Consider the following 20,686-nt stretch of genomic DNA (forward strand, 5'->3'; position numbering starts at 1 on the left):
GGTATCGGGCAACTATGTACCCCACGCCACCGACCAACCTGGCGCTTGATGGGCGCTCCCAGCACTGGAGAAGCCCATGACTTACGTCCCCTTACACCACAAGCAGATCGTGCGCACACTGCCTGACTGGAGCAAGGCACTGCACCACGCGCATGCCAGCCAGATCGTGCAGAGCCTGCGCAAGGAACACCTGGATGCAGACGGGTTGCCCTACCCCTGGTTCAGCCAGGCGGACACCCTCACGCAGCAAGCCGTGCTGCGGGCCATTGCCCGACGCGACAACAGTCGCACAGCGCTGCAGATCGCGCTGGCGCCCTTGAAAGGCATCACCGAGTACTGCTCGCCGCTACTGCAACAGCAACTCAAGCTCGATATTCCGATCAGCCAGGCGCAGTACGTCTATCAAGCCATTGCCATCGAGCGCCCCGACGAGGTGCCGGGGTGCCCACCCGTGCATACCGGACCAGGCCCTGTCGTGGCCAAAGGCGCCCCTCAGTACCGCAGCCTTCTGGAAGCGGCCTTGCACAATTTCGAAGGCCCCAACGACGCGACCCGGCTCACACGTCTGCAGCGCAGTCGCCACGACATCATGCCGATCGCTGGTCTTGCGCTGTCCAGGTTCATCGCTGAATGTCGCGCGCTGGACTTGGGCAAACGCTATCAGGGCCACCTTGACGAGGTCTTCGCAGGCACAAAGGCGAGCCAGATACAGACACTGGCCGTGGACGCGCGCCGCGATGAATTTCGCGTGCATGTCCGTGTTGCCGCGTGCAAGGGCCTGATCGACCTCGACGGCTCGGCCGCCTTGCACGCAGTGGCTGCGGACCTCGCCACTGCACCCCGCTACAAAGGGCGCCCATTACGCTGCTGGCAGCAAATGCTGTTCGGCATCCCCATCCACGAGATGCTGTTCATCGCGCCGGAGCCCGATGGCAAGCACGACCCGGTGTTTGTCTATGACCCCATGGCGCCCGACCGGATCAGCGCGTATTCGTCGCTCGGCGCAGCGCACCGGCATTTGCACAAGCAGCTGCTGCAGGAGGACTATCGCAAGCGCTTCGTCGGCCTCGCCTTGCAGCGACAGCAAGCGGAACTGCACCAGAAACTCAGCCATGCGCTGTACAAAAATGCCGGGCAACAGGACACACAAGCACTGCTCCCGCGCGAATCGATTCACCTGGAGGCCGAAGAGTTCAACCGCCCGAACCGTCCTTGGGCAGACCTGGAATCAGCCCATCTGGCCAGGCTCAGGGCTGATGCCCGCTCGATAGCGGTGCCCACCGCGGATGTGGACGCGCGGGTACGCCAGCGAAACCTGGAGTACTGGCTGGACCTTGGTTTTACCGTACTCAATGTCGCGGCCATGTTCGTCCCTTGCCTGAACCCGATCATGATGACGCTTGGCGCAGCGCAGATCATGAACAGTGTCTTTGAAGGCATCAGCGCCTGGGAAGCAGGCGACAACGCGCAAGCGCTGGCCCAGCTGGAATCGGTCCTGCTCAACATCGGGGTGGTGGCGGCAGCCGGTGCAGGCGCGGGGGTGTTGAAGGCGTCCGGGTTTGTCGATGGCATGCGGAGCATCGTCAAGGACGGCAAGGAGTACCTGTGGAGCGCCAGGCTGGATGACTATGCGAGCCCGCTCTCGATACCCGATAGCGTCGAAGCCGATCATCAGGGCCGCTACACGGTAGACGGTCACCACTATGTACGGATCGACAGCACCCTGTATCAACAGGAACAGGAGCAGGGCCGCTGGCGGCTGACCCATCCGCAAGATCCGCAGGCCTATCGCCCGCCGCTGCTCAACAATGGCGAAGGGACCTGGCGTGGTGTGCACGAAGCGCCGGTGGAGTGGGATCAGCCTTTACTGTTGCGAAGGCTGGGCCCTGTCGCTGACGGCCTGAACGAAGGCGAGCTGCAGGCGGCGTTGAAATGCTCGGGCGAGCAGGACGCGACCTTGCGCTTTGCCCAGGTTGCCGCACAACGGCCACCCGCTCTGCTGGCCGATGTGCTCGATCGGCTCAGGTCCAACCGCCAGGTTGACGACCTCATACAACGTGTAGGTGATCAAGCACCGCTCCATGCCTACAGAAACTTTGCCCTGCCCAGCCTGACTGAGCTGGAAGGCTGGCCGCAGCGCTACGTGATCAAAGCCTATCATGGCCCGGAAAACTGGGGAGCAAGCACGCGCTATGGCACCGCCCCGGACGGCGCCTTTGCGGTGGAAGTGGAAATCAACCGCGGAGACCTGGAGGGCGGTGCACTCGGCTCCAGAGTGGTTGCGCAACTGGACGATGATTCATTAACGGCGCTTCTGCCTGCAAACACCACGCCCGCTGAACGCGGCACGGCACTGGCCACCCAGCTCGCCCGGCATCTGGGGCGGCATCGTGAAACACTCTTCGAACGGTTTTACACGCAACACCAGGCCCCACTCGCTCCCCCGGCACAGGCACTGGCCAATCAGTTTCAAGGGCTGCCATGGCGCGCACTGGAAGAAATCATCGCCCATACCGACGCCAGCGAGCGTTTGCGCCTGGCTGCGGGTCGAGTGCCCTTGCGGGTTGCCGAAGAGGCCCGGGTAATGCAGGCACGGGCCCGCCTGGACATGGCCCTGCTCGGGATGTATCGCCCGGCATTGGCCACCCCTGACAGCGCCGTGCTGGACACAGCGCTCGCCGCCGAACACCCGGCTGCCGATGCCGAGGAGCGGTTCGCGCTTGCCGCAGCCAACCGGTCCCATGCCGCCGAGCTGATCGGTCAGCAACCCGTGCGGCCTGGCTATCGTTCGCCGATGCGCCTGGCGCACGGGCGCATCGGCTATCCGCTCAGTGGCTGGCGATCCTGGTTCAGCCCCGCGGACCGGCGCCTGCGAGCACTCTACCCACGGCTGGACACCCGTCAACGCAGTGCTTTGCTGCGACAGCTGCGCCAACGCGGTGATGTCGGAGCACAGCTCGGTGCATTGGAGCGCGAGCGTGATGCGCTCGACACCGCGCTGCGCCAATGGGAAAGCGAGGGCGTTGACAGCCAGCGCGACGGCCGCGTCGAAGCACGTGAACGGATCAACGCCGCCTGGCGCCGGGACGATCCCGACAGCCTGACCCTGGAGGCACTGGAAGTCGAGGCCTTGCCCTCCTTGCCAGCCAGGTTCGATCACATCATCACGTTGAATATTCGCCGAATCGGTGTCAGGCGGATACCGGCCGACTTCTTCCAGAGTTTCCCAAGGCTGCGCACTTTGCGCCTGGTGCAAAACCCTGAGCTGGACTTTGATGGTTTGTTCCGCGCGCTGGCACTTACGCCGGGCCTCGAAGTCCTGGAGCTGGGCGCCAATGGCCTGAATGCTTTTACCACCGACATACGCCAAGGCCTGGGCAGACTGACCCGCCTTCGCCAGTTGAGCCTGCGTGGAAATGCCCTGCAACTGGTGGCTGCCGATCTTCAGGTGCTCGGGCAATTGCCGATCGAGGCACTCGATCTGGAAAGCAACAACATCGTGCTGGACGAAACCCTGGCGTCGGGCTTCACCCACTTGGCTACATTGCGTGACTTGCTCATGACCAACAATCCCTTGCAGTACCCGCCCGACGTGACAGGGTTGACCCGATTGGCCAACCTGCAGTTGCGCAACTGCAGCTTGCAGGCCTGGCCACGTGGCCTCACCCAGTTGATGCTGCACGCCGATCCGCAGCTGCGCTATCTGGCCTTGAGCTACAACCCGATCAGCCAGGTCGAAGCCTTCGACAGCATTGTCACCAGCCCGTTCGCCGAAGCGCTACGCACGAACCGCGAACATGGCTATTGGGACTTCAATGAGAACGGCCTGGACGACGAAAGCAATCGTCGGTTACGCGCAACCGGTGTAGAGGCTGGTAGCGACAGCGAATGGTCGGACAGCGACGACGAGCCCTGGCTTGAAAGCGCCAATGCCGATCAGCGGCAGTTATGGCGAAACCTGTTCGAAGCGGGCGATAGCGGCCACCTGCGTGTGGTTGTGGAGCGCACGGCCAATTCCGCCCAGGCTCAGAGCAACCCACAAAGAATGGCCAATCAGGTCTGGCGCCTGCTCGAACAGGCAGGGCAGGATCAGGCGTTACGCGCGCACCTTGACAATGTCGCCCAGGAATACCCGCCCACCTGTGGTGACGCTGGCGCCGACGGGTTCAGTGCGCTGGAACTTGAGGCACAAACCTTCACGGTAATGGCCGAAGAAACAGACCGCCCCTACTACCTGTTCAATTATTTCAGGCGGCTGTACCGCCGCGAAATGGTCAATGCAATGGGTGAGCGCATACAACTTGCGCGCCTCGCACGGCAGGCCGGGCTGCTGGAACTGGAAAGGCTACCTGCCGTAGCTCAGCCTGAAACGCTGGCTTTGCCAGCCCTGGACAGCCTTGATGAGCTCGCGGACCCAGCGCTGCTACAAGGCGGCGTGGACCTGATTGAAATACGTCTGGCGTTGCGCCAAGCGCTTAGCCGACAACTTGAGTTCCCTGAAAACAGCCGAGGCATGCTGTATAGGGCCGAGGCCATGATCAGCGTCGATGTCGAAGAAAATGTCTTGGCAGCCGTGCGCTTGCTGGATGACACGGCCAGCGAACGCAGGGCCTGGATTGCCCGGCAGCCGATCTGGCAACGCTACCTCACCCAGCACTTCAGCGAACGCTTCGCGAGGCTGGATGCGCAATGGTATCGAGGCCTGGAGTACCTGGACTACTGCCTGGAGCCTGAAAGCGAAGCCGTGGCCTCGCTGGATGACGCGGTACTGCAGGCTATGCGCGAAGCGTTGCCCGGCATGCAATTGGGCGTAAACGGCCAACTGCGCCGGGTGGAGCTGAGCAGCCAGCTATACGATCAGGCCAGCCGGCGGCTGGAGGCCGGGCGTGAACTTCAGCGACAGGCACTGTTCGAGGAACTGACCAACGCGCAGGACTACAACAACAGGTAGCCCGCTACTGGCCGCGCAGGTCCTCGAAAAAGGCCTGCCGGCCATCCACCTGGCTCGACGCCCGGGGCACCGCTGCCGCATCGCCGTTGGCGGCCTCCACATGCCAGTAGCAATGCTGCACCGCCCGCGTCACCGCCACGTAGGCCAGGCGCTGCACCTCTTCCTTCTGCGCCGTATCGAACGGTTGCGCATCCCCGGCCTTGCCCAGACCGGCCTGGCGATACACCTGGTTCTTGTAGGGCGAGCTGGTCAGGTACTGGCAGTCGCCGAGCATGAACACCGCATCGGCCTGCAAGCCCTTGGCACTGTGGTAGGTCAGCTGACGCAGCCGGCGCTGCTCGGCCGGCAATGCCGCCTCGGCGTGCAATACGCTTTGCAGGTGCTCGTTCATCAGCGCCCGGTCACTGCCCTTACGGTACAGCATCATCACCGTTTCGCCCCGCTGGTAGTGCTCGATCAGCGTTTCGCCCAGAGCCGCTTCGTCACGGTCGAAGACCTTTACCGGCGAACCTGGCAGCTCGGCAGCCGGGCCATTGGCGCGGGCTTTCTTGCCGGCAATCGCCGGGGTGCCTTTGACCAGGTGCTCGGCCGCGTCGATCACCTGCTGCTGGCAGCGGTAGTTGTCGACCAGCATCACCCGCGTGTTGGCCGGCGACAGGAAGGCCTTGGTGAATTCCATAAAGTACTTGGGCGAACTACCGCGCCAGCCATAGATCGACTGCCAGTCATCACCCACACACAGCAGCGACGAATGCTGTGCATGGCGCCCGGTGTGCATGGCCGGGCCGCGTCGGCGTATCTCGGCCAGACTGGCACGCAGCCAGCTGACGATTTGCGGCGACACGTCCTGGAACTCGTCGATCATCAGGTGCGCCAAAGGCCGCAACAACGGGTCGGGTAGCAGTTGCAGGTTTTCCGGGTTGTTCTCGCCGAACAGGGCGAACATGCGGTTGTAGCTCATGACCGGTGGCGACTGGTCCAGCAGGTGTGCTTCCAGGGCTTTCCAGTACAGGGCCAGGGCTTCGAAGAACAAGGCATCGCTGTCGCCGGACGGGAAGCTCATCGCCGCTACCGCGTTGTTGACATCCAGGCCAAGGTTCTCGATGAAGCTGGCCGCGCCGACAAAGGCATCCAGCAACGGCGCCGGCGCCAGTTCACCCTTGACCTTGTACTCGAACCCCGGGCCGGCCACGGCATCGCCAGCCAGCGAAGCGGCCAGCCGCCGGGCCATGGCGTAGTTATCGAGCCAGATCAGCGGCCGATCGCAGAAGGCCTGCAACAGGGTGCGCTTGACCGCCCATTCGGCACGCACCGCCAGCTTGGCGCCGGGGCGCTGGTACTGCGCGCTTTCTGCCGGGTCAAAGCCCAGCACGACCAAAGGCCCCTGCCCCGCCAGGCGGCCATGCACATGGAAGCGGCTGCCCCGGATATCGACGGTTTCGCGGCAAGGTTCTATGCCCTTGATCGGCCAGGCGCCGGCGGCGAACCACAGGTCCTCGATCACGTCGCACAGTTCTTCGTCGCGCTGGGACGCTAACTGAGTCACCTGTGCGCGCTTCTGCACATCGGGGTTGTTAGGGTCCAGCGGTTTCAGTTGCAAGGCTTCGCTACGCAACAGGCCTATCAGCTCGGCAAAACGCGGGCTCTCGCCCAGCAAGCCGCTGTAGCACTGGTTCAGCTGCAGACGCTGGGCATCGTTAAGGCGCAGGTCGAACGGGTTGCTGTCGGCCTCAGCCTCACGCCCCGCAGGCATCTCGTTGCCCAGCGTCTCGAAGGCGCGCACCTGGCCGAAGCCCGGCAGGCTGCGCACCAGCGGCAGAATGCGCGAATGGAAGGTACGCACCAGCTCGCGGGCCTGCACCGGTTGCAGGTTGATCTGCCACAGGGCGAATACCTGCAGCAGGCGCTTGATGAAGTCCTTGCGCGACTCGCGGGTGAAGGTGACCACGGTCATCGCGTCCAGTTCGTAACCCAGATAGTGGCGCAGCAGCAGGATGCGCAACACCAGCGACGTTGACTTGCCTGCACCGGCGCCCGCCACCACACAGGTGGACGGCGTGTCACTGAAGATCAGCTTCCACTGCGCGGCGCTGGGTTGCGCCTCGGCGGGCAGGCGCTGGGCGACATCGGCCTTGAAGCGCTTTTTCAGCTCGGTCGTGAGCGGCAGGCGCCAGTCGTCGAACAGGTTGTCGTCCTGGCCGGGTACGGCAGCGGTGTCGGGGCGGGCATCACGGATCACCAGCACCTGGCGCCCTGCCTCGTAGCCTTCCACCCTTCCACGCTCGAACCCTTCACGCACTGCATCGGCATGGCCACTGCGCTGGCCCTCGGCGTGGCCCAGGAACCAAGAGTCGCGGTGCTGGGCTTGCAGGCGGGTCAAGACACGCCCCAGAAGGCGAGCGGCCAGGCGTCGAAACCAGGGCAATTGAGCGGGCGGGGTAAGGTCGGCGGGGGCCTGGGGTTGCTCGTGGGCCACGGTCACTCCGTTGAAAAACCAAATCAGCGGGCATGTTCGCCGCATCGACAGAAAATCGCCAGCGAATGCTTGCAGATCAGTGGATTAGGCGATGAAGCGAATGCAGCCACGCAGTTTTAATATCAATTAATCAGATTGTTTTTAGCCGATATTTACGCTTATTTTCGATGTTTAATTCGCGCATCATGGCGTCATTCCCCTGATTCAAGGAGCACGATCATGCTGCAACTACGACCTTTCGATAGCCTGGGCCACGCCAACCACGGCTGGCTCGATGCCCACCACCATTTCTCGTTCGCCGAATACTACGACCCGGCGCGCACTCAATGGGGCAACCTGCGGGTATGGAACGACGACCTGATCGCGGCCGGCAGCGGCTTCCCGCCGCATCCGCACCGCGACATGGAAATCATCACCTATGTGCGTGAAGGCGCGATCACCCACCAGGACAGCCTGGGCAACAAGGGCCGTACCGAAGCCGGTGACGTGCAGGTAATGAGTGCCGGTACCGGCATCGTGCACAGCGAGTACAACCTGGAAGACGTCGATACGCGTATTTTCCAGATCTGGATCGTGCCGGAGCGCACCGGTGAAGCACCGCAGTGGGGTAGCCGGCCGTTCCCCAAAGGCGAGCGTGGCGAAGGCTTCGTGACCCTGGCCAGCGGCCGCGCCGGTGACGAGGACAGCCTGCAGATTCGCACCGATGCCCGGCTGGTAGCGGCGACCTTGCGAGCAGGTGAAACCGCCGAGTACCGCTTCGATGCCGCACGCCGGGGTTACCTGGTGCCGGCCAAGGGGCTGGTGGAAGCCAACGGGCTGCGGGTCAAGGCCCGCGACGGTGTAGCGATCGAGCAGGAAGCCGTTCTGCGGGTGACAGCCATTGAAGACAGCGAGATCGTGCTGGTGGATGTGGCCTGATGTATCGGACCCGTGCAGGCTGCCTTGTAATGCCTGCACTGGCCTCATCGCCGGCAAGCCAGCTCCCACAGGTACCGCGCAGGCCAGCAGATTGATATAAAACTGCGCGGTCCCTGTGGGAGCTGGCTTGCCGGCGATGGGCTGGACAGCAGCGCCCTTTTTTAGAAGGGCAAGGTCAGCTTCAACCAGTAGGCATCGCCCTGGGCGCGGTTGCGCACCTGGGTTTCCTTCGACCACTTCGCCGTCACAAACCAGCCATCTTTGCCACTGTATTTGATCGACGGGCCAACGGCAAAGCTGCGCCCTTTGTTGTCTTCGATACGCTCACCGTTCTGACGGTCGTCAGTGGTCTGCCGGTAGTAATACCCCCCTACCCCCACGACCCAGCCATTGCCCAGCCCCCACCCCACGGCATAATCCACATGAAATTCCTGCCCCGAACGGTAATCGGTGGCCGGGTTGCGCCGGTTGAAGTCGTACATCACCTTGGCATCCAGGTTGGGCCCGGCCGGGTCGATGTAGCTCATCGCATACACCGGCTCGAACACCCAGTAATTGCGCCCGGGGTTGGCCAGGTCGTCCTTGTCGTAGCGGCCAGTGGGGGCAATCATGTCGAAGGCCAGGATGCTGTGGAATTTGTCGCTGTGGTGAAAGCCCAGCGCCGGGCCAAAGATCACGTCACCCAGGCCGCTATTGTGCTGCGACTGGCCATTAAGCGAGACCTTCAAGTCCACCAGCGGCACGATGGCATGCAGCGCCAGGCTGCCACCCAGCACCGTATAGTCACTCACCCAGATCAACCGCGGCACGATGGCGTTGGCACGCACGCGAAAGTCCACGGGCAGTTTGCGCCCGTCGTTGCCGCGCAGGTTGTTTGCTTCGTAATGGTTGACGAACAGCTGGCCGTAGAAGCCTGGCGGCGGCATGGCGCCGGACATGTAGTTTTCGGCACCTAGCGGGTAAGACGTGCCACCGCCCTCAGTGGCATGGGACAGGTTGGCTGCGCCGAACAACGAGGCGCACACGGCAAGGCGCAACAGGTTTGCAAGGGTCGGGGTCATCGGGTCAACCTTTTTTGTTGTTATCGGTCGGGTGCAGGCCAGCCCCCCGTGAACAGGGAGCCGGGTATCAAGGGGTTCAGATGCGCTTGAACAGGGCCGAACGCTGGCCGTCAGCAGCACCGTCTGCGGTGCTGTAGAAGCGCTCCATGAAGATGTCGCGCTCGAACAGCCGCCCCTGCATCAGGCAGGTGATGGCGGCATCGATCATCGGTGGCGGGCCGCACAGGTAAGCCTTGTGCCCGTTGAAACGGCCGTCGAAATGCTGCCTGGCCGCGTCGTGCACGTAGCCACGCACACCTTGCCACTGCTCATCCTCAGCTGCTTGGCTAAGGGCCGGCACATAGCTGAAATTGGCATGCCGGGCAGCCAGCGCCTCGAACAACTCGCGGTTGTACAGCTCGGCACGGGTACGTGCGCCCTGGAACAGGGTGATGCGCCGGGTGTCGCCACGCGTCAGCAGGTCGAGAATCATCGACTGCGGGCTGGACAGGCCCGAGCCGCCGGCGATGAAGATCAGGTCGCCGGGCTGCGAAGCGCGCACGAAAAACTGCCCGTAAGGGCCGGACACTTCCAGTGCATCGCCAACCTTGAGCTGATGGTGAATATGCCCGGTGGCCACACCACCCTCCACCAGGCGCACGTGCAGTTCCACCTCATCGGCCTGCTGTGGCGGGTTGGCCAGGGAGAAGGCGCGAGTGCCTTCGATACCTGGCAGTTGCAGGTTCACGTACTGCCCGGCCTGAAATGCCATCGGCCGGTCGAGTTTCAGGTGCACACCACGGATAGTCGGTGACAGCTCCACCAGTTGGGTGACTACAGCACGGTAGTCCTGCACTGGCAGGCCGGCAAAGTCCGGGTCGACATCGATGTCGGCTTCGATCACCAGGTCGCTCTGCGGGATGGCACAACAGGCCAGCACCTTGCCCTCGTCGCGCTCCATGTCCATCAGGGCGAAGGATGAAGCCGCACCCAGGTCGACCTCGCCTTCCAGCACCTGGCACTTGCAGGTGGCGCAGGTGCCGTGGCCACAGGCAAACGGCAGCCAGACGCCCTGGCGCAAGGCGGCTTCAAGGATGGTCTGGCCCTCCTCCACTTCAATCTGCTCGCCGGTCGGTTCGATGGTGACTTGATAGCTCATGGCGGCATTCCTCAGTTGTGGCTGCCGCCCAGGCCTTCAAGGCCAGGGGTGTGCAGGTGCAGCAGGCTCTTGTGGGCAACGCCGTTGGCGGCCAGGCCGCGGGCCAGCTCCGGAATGAACGGCTGGTCATCCAGGCGCCAGTGGGCGGCGGCGAAGTCCACCTGAGCGGCATCCGGGTGCAGGGCGATAGCCGGCTTGACCACCTGTTCGATGAAGGCAGCAAAGGGTAGCGCCGGGTCCACCGGCAAGGTGAACGGTGCGCAGAACAGCAGGTGGTTTTCCCAGCACAGGTACACCAGCTGGGCACCGTGGAAATTGGCCTGGCGGTCCAGGGGTTGGGCGGTGTAGCGGCCGATGGCGGTCACGGGCATGGCAATGGTCCTTTTGTTCTTGTAGGGGCCAGGGCGCGGCAACAGCGCCCTGGTGGTTCGAGGGTTCAGCCGGCCTTGCGCCCGGCGCGCTGCAAGGCCTGCCAGCGCTGCTGCTCGGGCGAGCCCTGGTACTCGAAATTGTCCTGACCGGGGGCGATGTTGTAGTAGTCGCGCACCACCGCCTCGACATCGCCGCCCCCGCAGTTGCCCTGCAGGATCTGGTGCACCGGCAACCAGGCCTGTACGTACTTTTCCGGCTCAAAGGCGAAGATGTCGCAGCAGCCATCGGAGCAGAAGTGGTAACGCTCGCCTTCATGCACCAGGCTGCGGTGGCTCAGTTGCGTGGGCGCATCCGGCTCGGTGAAGGCCAGCGGAATCTGGCAGATCTGGCACAGCATCGGCAGCGTCGGGTTGTAGAAGCGCTCGCCACGCGCCTGCAAATCGCGCCAATGCTCGTAGCGCGGCCGGTAGTAGCGGTCGAAGGTGTCCGGGTACTTGGCCGACAACCAGTCCAGTTCCTCGTCGGTGGGGATCCAGGTGTGGAAGTTGGTGGCCTGGCTGTACTGGTAGAAAATCGACCAGGCCTGGTGGGTGATGTGCTCCTTGCCGATGGTGGTCTGCTCGACGTACTTCGGCGGGCGGATGCCGTAACGTTCCAGGTCCTTGAACAGCGCGCCACCGGCCTGCTCGAAGTACACCTCCCAGGCTTCGGCCCAGGACATCACCTTGTTCGGCAGCATGTAGTCCATCATCATGCCGACCAGGGTCAGCAGGCGGTAGCCGCGCCAGAACCACTTGTCGATCCAGCGCTGCACGATGGGCACGTTATCTTCGTGCTGCTCCAGCAGAAACTTGATCACCTCCAGCCCCAGGGTCATGTGTCGAGCCTCGTCAGACTGCGCCGAGAAGCCGAAGGTGACCGTGGCCATGTCGCCGTTGAACGCGGCGCCCGACATGAACGGCACGAACAGCAGGTTGGTCAGCACGTACTCGAACGAGAACGAAATGGCAGTAAGGAATTCGAACGGGCCCGCCGTACGCGCATCCTCGAAGAACGACTTGGGCACCGACAGGAACCACACCCGGTCGTGCATGTGGGCAAAGTCATGCAGGCCGTTGAAGTGCTTGTTGTAATGGCTCATGGCGTGCACCTGGGTCTGCACGTGGCGCAGTTCGTCGATGGCCTGCATCTGGCAGGCCACCCGTGCGCCGGCACCGCCAAAGTGCCGGCCAACCCGGGCAAAGCCCTGGTAGGCCTGATACTCCAGCGGCGTCACGCCGCTCAGGAACAGTTTCAAGGCATTGACGTAACGGGCGTCGGAGATGTTCTGGTGGCCATTGTTCTGGGCAAAGGCATCGAAGATCGCGTACAGCTTCTTCTCTTTCTCGGCCTGGTACTTCCAGTAGGCGTCCATGGTCAGGCGGAACGGGTCTTCCCACTTGTCCCAGTCGGTAATCTTGATGCCCTCGAACCGCTCGTAGGGGTAAATGGCATCCTTGCTCTGATAGCTCGGCTCCCAGCCCAGATCACGGGTCAGGCAGCGGTACTTGTCTTTCTGATTGAGGCGCTTGGCGGCCATGATGGTCTCCCTTGTTCTTGTCGTTGTGCGGATCAGTTCCAGTGCAGGGCAAAGCAGTCTTCGTCTTCCTCGACGTTGCCGCCGAGGGTGATCACGTCGATCAGCATTTCCTGCACGTCCCATTCACGGCCGGTCTTTTCTTCCACCGTGGCGCGGTGGATTTCCAGGCGTCCTTCAGCCTGCACGCGGATCATCGCCGGCTGGTGCTGTACCTGGGCATGCGGGTTGTCCTGGGTGATGGCCTCGACGATGTAGCGGGCACTGTCGTTGTCCTGGAAGGCGATGTACACGAGGGAAGTCATGCGGCATCTCCACTGAGGCCAAGTTTTTTCAGGCGTGCGCCAAAGGCACTGTCGATGGCATCCAGTGCATCGCGGCCCGGGCCTGCTTCAGCCAGCGGCAGCAGCGCCTGCAGGGCACGGCAGCGCCAGTCGCTGACCCAGCCGTCGATCAGTTGGCGGTTGTGGGCGTTTTCGGCGACGGCGGTCTTGACCAGCGCATCCATCCAACGCTGGCTCTCGGCGAACCATAGGCGCATGAATTCGGTGAGCATCCCCAGTTGCCCTGCCCCGGCAGCCACCAGCTGCGCATCGAAGTGCTCGAACAGCAGCGGGTACAGTAGGCCGTCGCTGACCAGGTTCTGTGCCAGGCTCAGCTCGAACCAGTCACCCACCACCAGGCTGTCCTCCACATAGCGGCGCAGGCCTTGCCAGGCGGGTTCGTCCAGCCAGCGCTGCTTGGCATCAGCCAACAGCGCCAGGCCGTCGTCCTCCAGCAGCAGGCCAATGCGCGACAGGTACTGGGCAATGGCCAGGCGGTCCATGGCGTGGAACATGTGCATCTGGGTGACGCTGGTGCCGAAGGCGTCCGCAGCGATGCCGCTGTTGTTCATGTTGGCGCCCAGTTCGGCGTGGCGCAGGGGAAGCAGCAGTCGTGCGATCAGTGCGCGGGTTTCGGCGGGCAGGCTGGCCAGCAGCTCGCGCTTTTCACAGAAGGCAAAGCTGTGCTCGGCGTTTTCCTGCATGCGCGCCCGGGCCTGTACGTAGGTGCCGTAGTAGTACTGCCGCGGATCGCTGACGGCGTACCAGTCAGCCATCTGAACGGCGGTGCGGCTGGGGTCGTTGAGCAGTTTCTCGGGCTGCCAAAGCGGGCGGTAGTGAAAGTTGGTGGCGGCCTCGATGTCGAAGCTGGCTTCCTGGTAGCGGCTGGCCGGCTTGTCACCGAAACGCCGGCGGGTGTGGCTGAAGGTCTGGCGGATAGGCTCGACCGTGGCCGTCTTGATCTCGATACTCATGCAAGGCGTCCTGTACTTGTTGTTGTGGGGGTGCAACGCGCCGGCAGGTGGCGCTTCATTCGTCTGCGTCGCGGCTTTCGCCATAGCGCCACTTCCGCATGTCGGCATCGACGGCAGCCGCCATCGCAGCGTCCATGTGGCGCACCCGGTTGCTGGCGCAGAAGCTGGCAAAGGCAGTGCGCGGCAAGACCAGCTCGACGAACAGGTCCGGGTAACCGATGGCAAAGTCGAACTCGACGAAGGTGGCATCAGGCTCGCTGCGAACGCGGACGTAGCGCGGCATCTGCTCGAAAGAAGGGGTGGCTTGAGTCATGCACGGGTGCTCCGGTTGGACGTGCCAAGGGCTAGAGCAACGGCTGTGCCAGGCGCTTTCAAATGGTTTCAAAAATACTCAACGCATTGTTTTTAAATGATTTTATTGAACAGAGGCGTTGACCACGGGCAGCGCTGCGAGCACGTTGCAGCCCGCCCGTTTGATCATTTGCTCAATCGCGGCAGAGCCGATCGAGCAAATGGGCAAACGTGACCGGCGATTGACTTTTGCGTGGGTTTCAGGCGGTTTAGAAAAGAGAGCGACCCGGGCCTTGCCTGCAACACCGCGGTCGCCCCGGCGTGCCCAATAACCCGCCTTGCCTGAGCGGGTGCACGCCGATTCCCCATACAACTACAAGCAAGGGGCGCAAGCGAATGATTACCCAGTACAGGGCGCCGGAACCTGCACCGGCGCTGAAGGACCTGACCGAACGGGTCCGGTTCCTCGGCACCGAAGGCAAGATCTGGCTGGACGAGCAGCGCATGCTGCTGGTGCAGGCCGCGACCATGGCCAGCATGCGCCGCGAGCTGATCGAAATGCTCGGTGTAGAGCGGGCCAAAGGCTTTTTCCTGCGCCTGGGCTACCAGTCGGGGCTGAAGGACGCCGAGCTGGCGCGCAAGCTGCGCCCCAACGGCAACCCGGTGGAAATGTTCTTCATCGGCCCGCAGTTGCACTCGCTCAAGGGCATGGTCAAGGTGCGCCCGTTGCAGCTGGAAATCGACCTGGAAAACGGCCATTTCTACGCTGACATCCAATGGCAGGATTCCTTTGAAGTGGAAAACTGCCAGTCCGAAGGCCTGCATTCCGAGCAGCCGGTGTGCTGGATGCTGCTCGGCTACGCGATCAGCTACAGCTCGTTCTTCCTGGGCCGCCAGGTGCTGTACAAGGAGGTCAGCTGCCGCGGCTGCGGCGCCAGCGAATGCCGCATCATCGGCAAGCCGGTGGAACAATGGGACGACGCCGAGACCTTCCTGCGCTACTTCCAGAGCGACCCGGTGATCGACGAGTTGCAATCGTTGCAGGTGCAGGTGGCCAATCTGCGCCAGCGCCTGCAGTACGAGTCGGGGCAGTTCTACGGCATCGGTCAGTCGGCGGTGTATCGGCGTTGCTGCGCCCTCACCGACAAGGTCGCCCCAGGCAAGGCCTCGGTGCTGCTGTTGGGTGAAACGGGGGTCGGCAAAGAAGTGATCGCCCGCAGCCTGCACTTGCGCAGCGAGCGCGCCGGTGCAGCGTTTGTGGCGCTGAACTGCGCGACCATCCCGCCAGACCTGATCGAAGCCGAGCTGTTCGGCGTCGAGAAAGGCGCCTACACCGGTGCCCAGCAGGCGCGCATGGGCCGTTTCGAGCGGGCCAACGGCGGCACGCTGTTCCTTGACGAAATCATCGAGCTGACCCCGCGCGCCCAGGCCAGCCTGTTACGCGTGCTGCAGGAAGGCGAGCTTGAACGGGTGGGTGACAGCCGCACGCGGCCGGTGGACGTGCGCGTGATCGCCGCCACCCACGAAAACCTCGAACAGGCGGTCAAGGACGGGCGCTTCCGGGCCGACCTGTTCTACCGGCTGAACGTGTTCCCGGTGCACATTCCGGCACTGCGCGAGCGCCGCGAAGACATCCCGTTGCTGATCGAGCACTTCCTCGGCCGCCTGCACCAGAGCTACGGCAAGAAAACCCGCGGCCTCAGCGACCGAGCCCTGCAGGTGTGCCTGCAGTACGACTGGCCGGGCAACATCCGCGAGCTGGAAAACCTCATGGAACGTGGCGTGATCATCACCGACGAGAACCAGAGCATCGGCCTGGACGCGCTGTTCCCGCATGCCCCGCCTACCCTTGGCAGCATCGGTCTGGGCAGCGATGGCCGGCTGGTGGCGGCCAGCGACCAGGCCACGCCCGGCTGGGTGGCGCAGATTCTCGACAGCGGCACCGGCCTGGATGCTGTCGAAGAGGCGTTGATGCAGGAGGCCCTTCAGCGTTGTGGGCAGAATGTCTCTGAGGCCGCACGCCTGCTCGGCATGACCCGCCCTGCCCTGGCTTACAGGCTGAAGAAGGGGTGAAGTTGTCGGGGGCGTACCGCGCCCCCGGCTATCGCGAGGCATTGGCGCCATCGGCCACCCTGCACTAGCGTTGTGCTACCAACCAGCCCTAACGTTCATGCGGAGCCCTCACCCACCATGCCGGACCTGCGCCCGAACCCGACGCTGTGCCTGGAGTATCGTGCCGAGCAGCCGATTCACCAGGCCTTCCTGGAACAGGCCGGGCGCTGCCCGGATGCCACGGCGATTCTTGCCCGGCACAGCACCTGCAGCTATGCCCAGCTGGCGCAGATCAGCGGGGGCATTGCCACCTGCCTGAAGGAAAACGCTGTCAACGGCTCCGATCGTGTGGTCATCGTCGCCAGCCGGTGCGCCGCACTGGTGTACGCCATGCTCGGCTGCCTGCGGGCCGGCCTGGCCTTCACCGTGGCCGACGCTGCGTACCCTCCCGCGCGTATCGGGCAGATCATTCGCACACTGAAGCCGGCCGTGGTCCTGCGCTGTGGTGAAGCATCAGTCGACACCGACGGCCCCCTCGTCATTACGGTGCCGGAAACACCCACCGAGGCCCTGCAAGCCTTTCCCTGCAAGGGTGCAGCGCTGCCCAGCGTCAGCCCCGAGCAACCGGCCTACATCACTTTCACTTCGGGCAGCACCGGTGAACCCAAGGGTATCGTTACCCACCACGCGCCACTAGTGCACTTCATCGACTGGCATGTGCACCAGCATGGCTTCACCCAGGCCGATACCTTTTCCCTGCTTTCTGGCCTGGGCCATGACCCGGTGTACCGCGACGTGTTCACGCCACTGTCGATTGGCGCGACCATCGCCTGTCCCGCCCAGGCGACCCTGACGGACCCGTCACGGCTGGCAGGCTGGATCCACCAACACGGCGTGAACGTGATCCACCTCACCCCGCCGCTGGGCAAGCTGATCGAAACCGGCGCGCACATGAATGGCCAGAAACTCGATCAGCTGCGCTACCTGTTCTGGGGCGGCGATGCGCTCAGCCCGGCGCTGTATCAGCAAATCAGGGCCATTGCGCCCAATGCCGCCAATGTGAACTTTTATGGCACCACGGAAACGCCACAAGCCATGGCCTTCCATACCCTCGACCCTGATTCGGACAATGCGCGGGTGCCCTTGGGCAAAGGCATCGCCAACGCGCAGTTGCTGGTGATAGACGCGGACAACCGGCTCGTCAGTGCGGGCGAAACCGGTGAAGTCCTGATACGTAGTCCCTACTTGTCGCAGGGTTACTGGGGCGACCCGGCACTGACCGAGGCCAAGTTCATCGTCAACCCGTTCACCGGTGCCGCAGGTGACCGCTGCTATCGCACCGGTGACCTTGGCACCTACTTGGCCGATGGCAGCGCCAGTTTTCTGGGGCGCGGTGACAGCCAGGTGAAAATCCGTGGTCATCGCATCGAGCTGGCGGAAATCGAGAACGCCATCACCCGTCACCCGCACATCGGCCAATGCGTGGTCGTGGCCAACCACGACAGCGCGTCGATCCGACTGGTTGCGTATTGCGTGGGTCAGCAGCCCACCACCACCGATGAACTGCGCCAGGCACTCGCCGGCCAGCTGCCGGACTACATGGTGCCGGCGCTGTTCGTATTCCTGGACGCCCTGCCACTCACCCCTAACGGCAAGGTGGACAAACGCGCCTTGCCTGCGCCATTTGACGACAGCGCCACCCTGCCCTTGTCCCCTCTGGCGGAAAAACTGAGCACGGCCTGGGCACGCATTCTCCAGGTGCCGCGGCTGGATGCCAGGTTGAGCTTTGTCGAACTGGGCGGCGACTCGCTGTCGTTCGTGCAGGCCTCACGGGTGCTCGAAGAGCTGATCGGCCACCTGCCGCAGCGTTGGGAAACGCTGCCGGTGTGCCAGTTGGCGGAGCTGAGTGCGCCCGCAAAAAGCACGTGGCGGGTAATGGAAATGCCGGTGTTCGTGCGGATGCTCGCCATCATCCTGATTGTGGTCGGCCACCTGAGCGAGTTCGACCACTGGCTGATCGTCGGCGAAACGTCTGTGCTGTTCCTGGTCTCCGGCATCAGCCTGGCGCGGTTCCAGCTCAAGGCCATCGAACAACGTGGCGATGCCCGCACACTGCTCAGGTCACTGGCGGCCATCGTGGTGCCGACGTTGTTGTACACCGCGCTGATCCAGCTGGTGTTCGACCGGTTGCACTGGCAATCGCTGCTGCTGGTGTCCAACTGGTTCCCGGCCAGCGAGGTCAGCCTGTTCAATTACTGGTACATCGAAGTGCTGGTGCAGATGATCCTGATCATCGGTGTGGTTCTGTCGATCAGGCCCGTACGCCAGATCGTCCTCGCCGACCCGTTCCGCTGCCTGATCATTGCGGCCTGTGCGCTGGTGGCGCTGGATGTGCTGCTGAGCCGCTTCGTGTTCGACGCCGGCGCACTGTTCAACCGGGTGCCGCAGCACTTCCTGGCGGTCATGGTGCTGGGCATGGCCGTTCACCATGCCGACACTACCGCGCGCAAATGGGTGGCCAGCGCGGTAGCTGTGCTGGTGGTCGGCGAGCTGGACCTGATGGCAATTGCCGGCGTAGGTTGGCAGGCGTTCTCGCGCTACATCGATATCGCCCTGCCGGCGATGCTCGCCCTCATCTGGCTCCGCTCGGTGCCCGTGCCAGCCCTGGTGGCACGGGCAGGTGCGGTGATCGCATCGTCAACCTTGTTTATCTACCTGACGCATTTCCAGTTCCAGTCGCTGGCGGACCATGTATTCAGTCACCCGCTGTTCGAGGTGGCACTGGCGCTCGGCGGCGGAGTACTGGTGGGTTACTGCTGGAATACCCTGGTGCGCCTGCTGTTTGCCCGCTGGAACAGGCAGAACCCGGCACTTGGGGCAGATCCAGCCGAACGCGCCACCTCCGTTTGAGCTGAACCGCCAAGACAGGTGCGGTGATTGCAAACCCTGAAACACTCTGCATAAAATGCGAACTATTAACATTTGCAAACATTTTCAGGCGGCATGGATGAGCACCCCGGACGTAGCCTTCACTTCTCAGGTCAGCCAGCTATACCGGGCCCAGAGCAAATGGTTGCATAACTGGCTGAAACCGCGGGTTAACTGCAGCCACCTGGCGGCAGACCTTGTTCAGGATGTGTTCGTGCGTGTCATGTCTGCCGCCGACGCTGCGGTAAAGCTTGAAGCCGTACGCGAGCCCAAAGGCTACCTGGCCACCATCGCACGCCGCCTGATGATCGATCACCTGCGCCGTGTGCACCTGGAAAGGGCCTGGCTGCAGGTGCTCGCCGAGCAACCCGAAGCACTGGACATCTCACCTGAGCAACGCCTGGCCTTGCTGCAAACCTTGCTGGAGCTGGATGCCATGCTGGCCTCGCTCGGGCCCAAGGTGCGCGAAGCCTTTCTGCTTTCGCAAATCGAAGGCATGCCCTACAAACACATCGCCACCCAGCTGGGCATTTCCGAAGTCAGTGTGCGCCGCTACATTGCCAAGGCGGCGGAGCACTGCATGATCTACAGCCTTGGCCAGGGCCAGTGAGCATGAACCTGAATGCCGAGCAACTGGCGTCGTTACGCCAGGCCGCGCACTGGTTCAGCCAGCTCAACAGCGGTGAGGTGCAGGCCAGCGATCACTCGGCCTGGCAGCTGTGGCTGAATGCGACGCCCGTCAATGCCTGGGCCTGGCAGCAGGCGGAGCGCCTGCAAACACGCATGGCAGCAAGCGAAAACCCGGCTTCGGCACGCGTCCTGGCGCTGGCAGCCCATGGCCGACACGCCAGCCGCCGGCGGGTGGTCAAGGCTGGCTTGCTGCTGCTGGGCGGTGGCGCGCTGGGCCTGGGGGGATACCGCGAGGTCAAGCAGTCTCCACTGCTGGCAGACCTGCGTACCGGAGTGGGCGAACAACGGTCGCTGATGCTGAGCAATGGCACTGCGCTGGTACTCAACACCGCCTCTGCGGTCGATGTGGGTGACCTGAACGAAGCGCCGTGGCTGCGTCTGCGCCAGGGCGAACTGATGGTCACCGTACCGCCACGCCAGACATGCAAGGTGTTTACCCGCAACGGCACCATCGAGGCAGGCGAAAGCCGTTTTGCCGTGCGGCTTTTCGATGACAGCAGCAGCCTGGAAGTATTCGGCCAGCAGGCACAGGTGACGCTGGCTTCGGGCCAGACCCTGCAGGTCGGTAGCGGCCAGCGCGGCCAGTTCAACGACCACAGCTTCTCTTCAATGGAAACCATCGCGCTTGCGGCCGATGCCTGGAGCCAAGGTTTGCTGATTGCCAACGACCAGCGCCTGGACTCGTTCGTCAGCAACCTTTCACGCTACCGGCCGGGCTGGCTCAATTGCGCACCTTCCGTGGCGGGGATGCGTATCAGCGGTACGTACAGACTGGCTGATACCGACCAGATCCTGCGAGCCCTGACCACGTCGCTGCCGGTGCAGGTTCACAGCCGTACCCGCTATTGGGTAACGGTCACCGCAGCATAAATAAATACGCGACACCTGATCACTTTGGCGCGGCTTATCCGACTCATAGGTAACCCGACACTTACC

Annotated in this window: 14 protein-coding genes; 6 read left to right on the forward strand and 8 right to left on the reverse strand. The window is 63.3% G+C overall.

Features of this window, described 5'->3' with window-relative positions:
* Nucleotides 1-76: 76 nt before the first annotated feature.
* Nucleotides 77-4,951, forward strand: a complete 4,875-nt coding sequence (locus tag P0Y58_19450; protein ID WEK29071.1) for an NEL-type E3 ubiquitin ligase domain-containing protein — start codon at nt 77-79, stop codon at nt 4,949-4,951.
* A 4-nt stretch (nt 4,952-4,955) separates the two neighbouring features.
* Here the strand turns inward: P0Y58_19450 and P0Y58_19455 are convergent, their stop codons facing one another.
* The gene (locus P0Y58_19455; GenBank protein WEK29072.1) at nt 4,956-7,472 is read right to left on the reverse strand and encodes a UvrD-helicase domain-containing protein; all 2,517 of its coding nucleotides are present in this window, start codon (nt 7,470-7,472) and stop codon (nt 4,956-4,958) included.
* A 174-nt stretch (nt 7,473-7,646) separates the two neighbouring features.
* Here P0Y58_19455 and P0Y58_19460 point away from each other — a divergent pair, with 174 nt between their 5' ends.
* Nucleotides 7,647-8,345, forward strand: a complete 699-nt coding sequence (locus P0Y58_19460; GenBank protein ID WEK29073.1) for a pirin family protein — start codon at nt 7,647-7,649, stop codon at nt 8,343-8,345.
* A gap of 161 nt (nt 8,346-8,506) precedes the next feature.
* Here P0Y58_19460 and P0Y58_19465 read toward each other — a convergent pair whose 3' ends face one another.
* The 7 genes from P0Y58_19465 to P0Y58_19495 form a co-directional block, all read right to left on the reverse strand.
* The gene (locus P0Y58_19465) at nt 8,507-9,406 is read right to left on the reverse strand and encodes a transporter (GenBank protein WEK29074.1); all 900 of its coding nucleotides are present in this window, start codon (nt 9,404-9,406) and stop codon (nt 8,507-8,509) included.
* Between the two features lie 76 nt (nt 9,407-9,482).
* Nucleotides 9,483-10,544, reverse strand: a complete 1,062-nt coding sequence (locus P0Y58_19470; GenBank protein ID WEK29075.1) for a phenol 2-monooxygenase domain-containing protein — start codon at nt 10,542-10,544, stop codon at nt 9,483-9,485.
* A gap of 11 nt (nt 10,545-10,555) precedes the next feature.
* A complete protein-coding gene (locus P0Y58_19475) occupies nt 10,556-10,915 on the reverse strand; it encodes a phenol hydroxylase subunit P4 (protein ID WEK29076.1) in 360 nt (119 codons plus the stop codon).
* Between the two features lie 65 nt (nt 10,916-10,980).
* The gene (locus P0Y58_19480) at nt 10,981-12,495 is read right to left on the reverse strand and encodes an aromatic/alkene/methane monooxygenase hydroxylase/oxygenase subunit alpha (protein ID WEK29077.1); all 1,515 of its coding nucleotides are present in this window, start codon (nt 12,493-12,495) and stop codon (nt 10,981-10,983) included.
* Nucleotides 12,496-12,527: 32 nt separating this feature from the next.
* The gene (locus P0Y58_19485; protein ID WEK29078.1) at nt 12,528-12,797 is read right to left on the reverse strand and encodes an MmoB/DmpM family protein; all 270 of its coding nucleotides are present in this window, start codon (nt 12,795-12,797) and stop codon (nt 12,528-12,530) included.
* A complete protein-coding gene (locus P0Y58_19490; protein ID WEK29079.1) occupies nt 12,794-13,789 on the reverse strand; it encodes an aromatic/alkene monooxygenase hydroxylase subunit beta in 996 nt (331 codons plus the stop codon). Before P0Y58_19490 ends, P0Y58_19485 begins: the two co-directional genes overlap by 4 nt.
* Nucleotides 13,790-13,844: 55 nt before the next feature.
* A complete protein-coding gene (locus P0Y58_19495; protein WEK29080.1) occupies nt 13,845-14,102 on the reverse strand; it encodes a phenol hydroxylase subunit in 258 nt (85 codons plus the stop codon).
* Nucleotides 14,103-14,476: 374 nt separating this feature from the next.
* Between P0Y58_19495 and P0Y58_19500 the strand changes: the two genes are divergently transcribed.
* The 4 genes from P0Y58_19500 (at nt 14,477) to P0Y58_19515 (ending at nt 20,620) form a co-directional block, all read left to right on the forward strand.
* Nucleotides 14,477-16,153 (forward strand): sigma-54-dependent Fis family transcriptional regulator, encoded by a 1,677-nt coding sequence (locus P0Y58_19500; protein ID WEK29081.1) that lies wholly within the window; start codon nt 14,477-14,479, stop codon nt 16,151-16,153.
* Nucleotides 16,154-16,270: 117 nt separating this feature from the next.
* On the forward strand, nt 16,271-19,042 hold the full coding sequence (locus P0Y58_19505; protein WEK29082.1) for an amino acid adenylation domain-containing protein: 2,772 nt from the start codon (nt 16,271-16,273) through the stop codon (nt 19,040-19,042).
* Between the two features lie 97 nt (nt 19,043-19,139).
* On the forward strand, nt 19,140-19,670 hold the full coding sequence (locus P0Y58_19510; protein ID WEK29083.1) for a sigma-70 family RNA polymerase sigma factor: 531 nt from the start codon (nt 19,140-19,142) through the stop codon (nt 19,668-19,670).
* A 2-nt stretch (nt 19,671-19,672) separates the two neighbouring features.
* The gene (locus P0Y58_19515; protein WEK29084.1) at nt 19,673-20,620 is read left to right on the forward strand and encodes a DUF4880 domain-containing protein; all 948 of its coding nucleotides are present in this window, start codon (nt 19,673-19,675) and stop codon (nt 20,618-20,620) included.
* Nucleotides 20,621-20,686: the final 66 nt, after the last annotated feature.

It is taken from the genome of Candidatus Pseudomonas phytovorans (genome assembly GCA_029202525.1).
Classification (GTDB): Bacteria; Pseudomonadota; Gammaproteobacteria; order Pseudomonadales; family Pseudomonadaceae; genus Aquipseudomonas; species Aquipseudomonas phytovorans.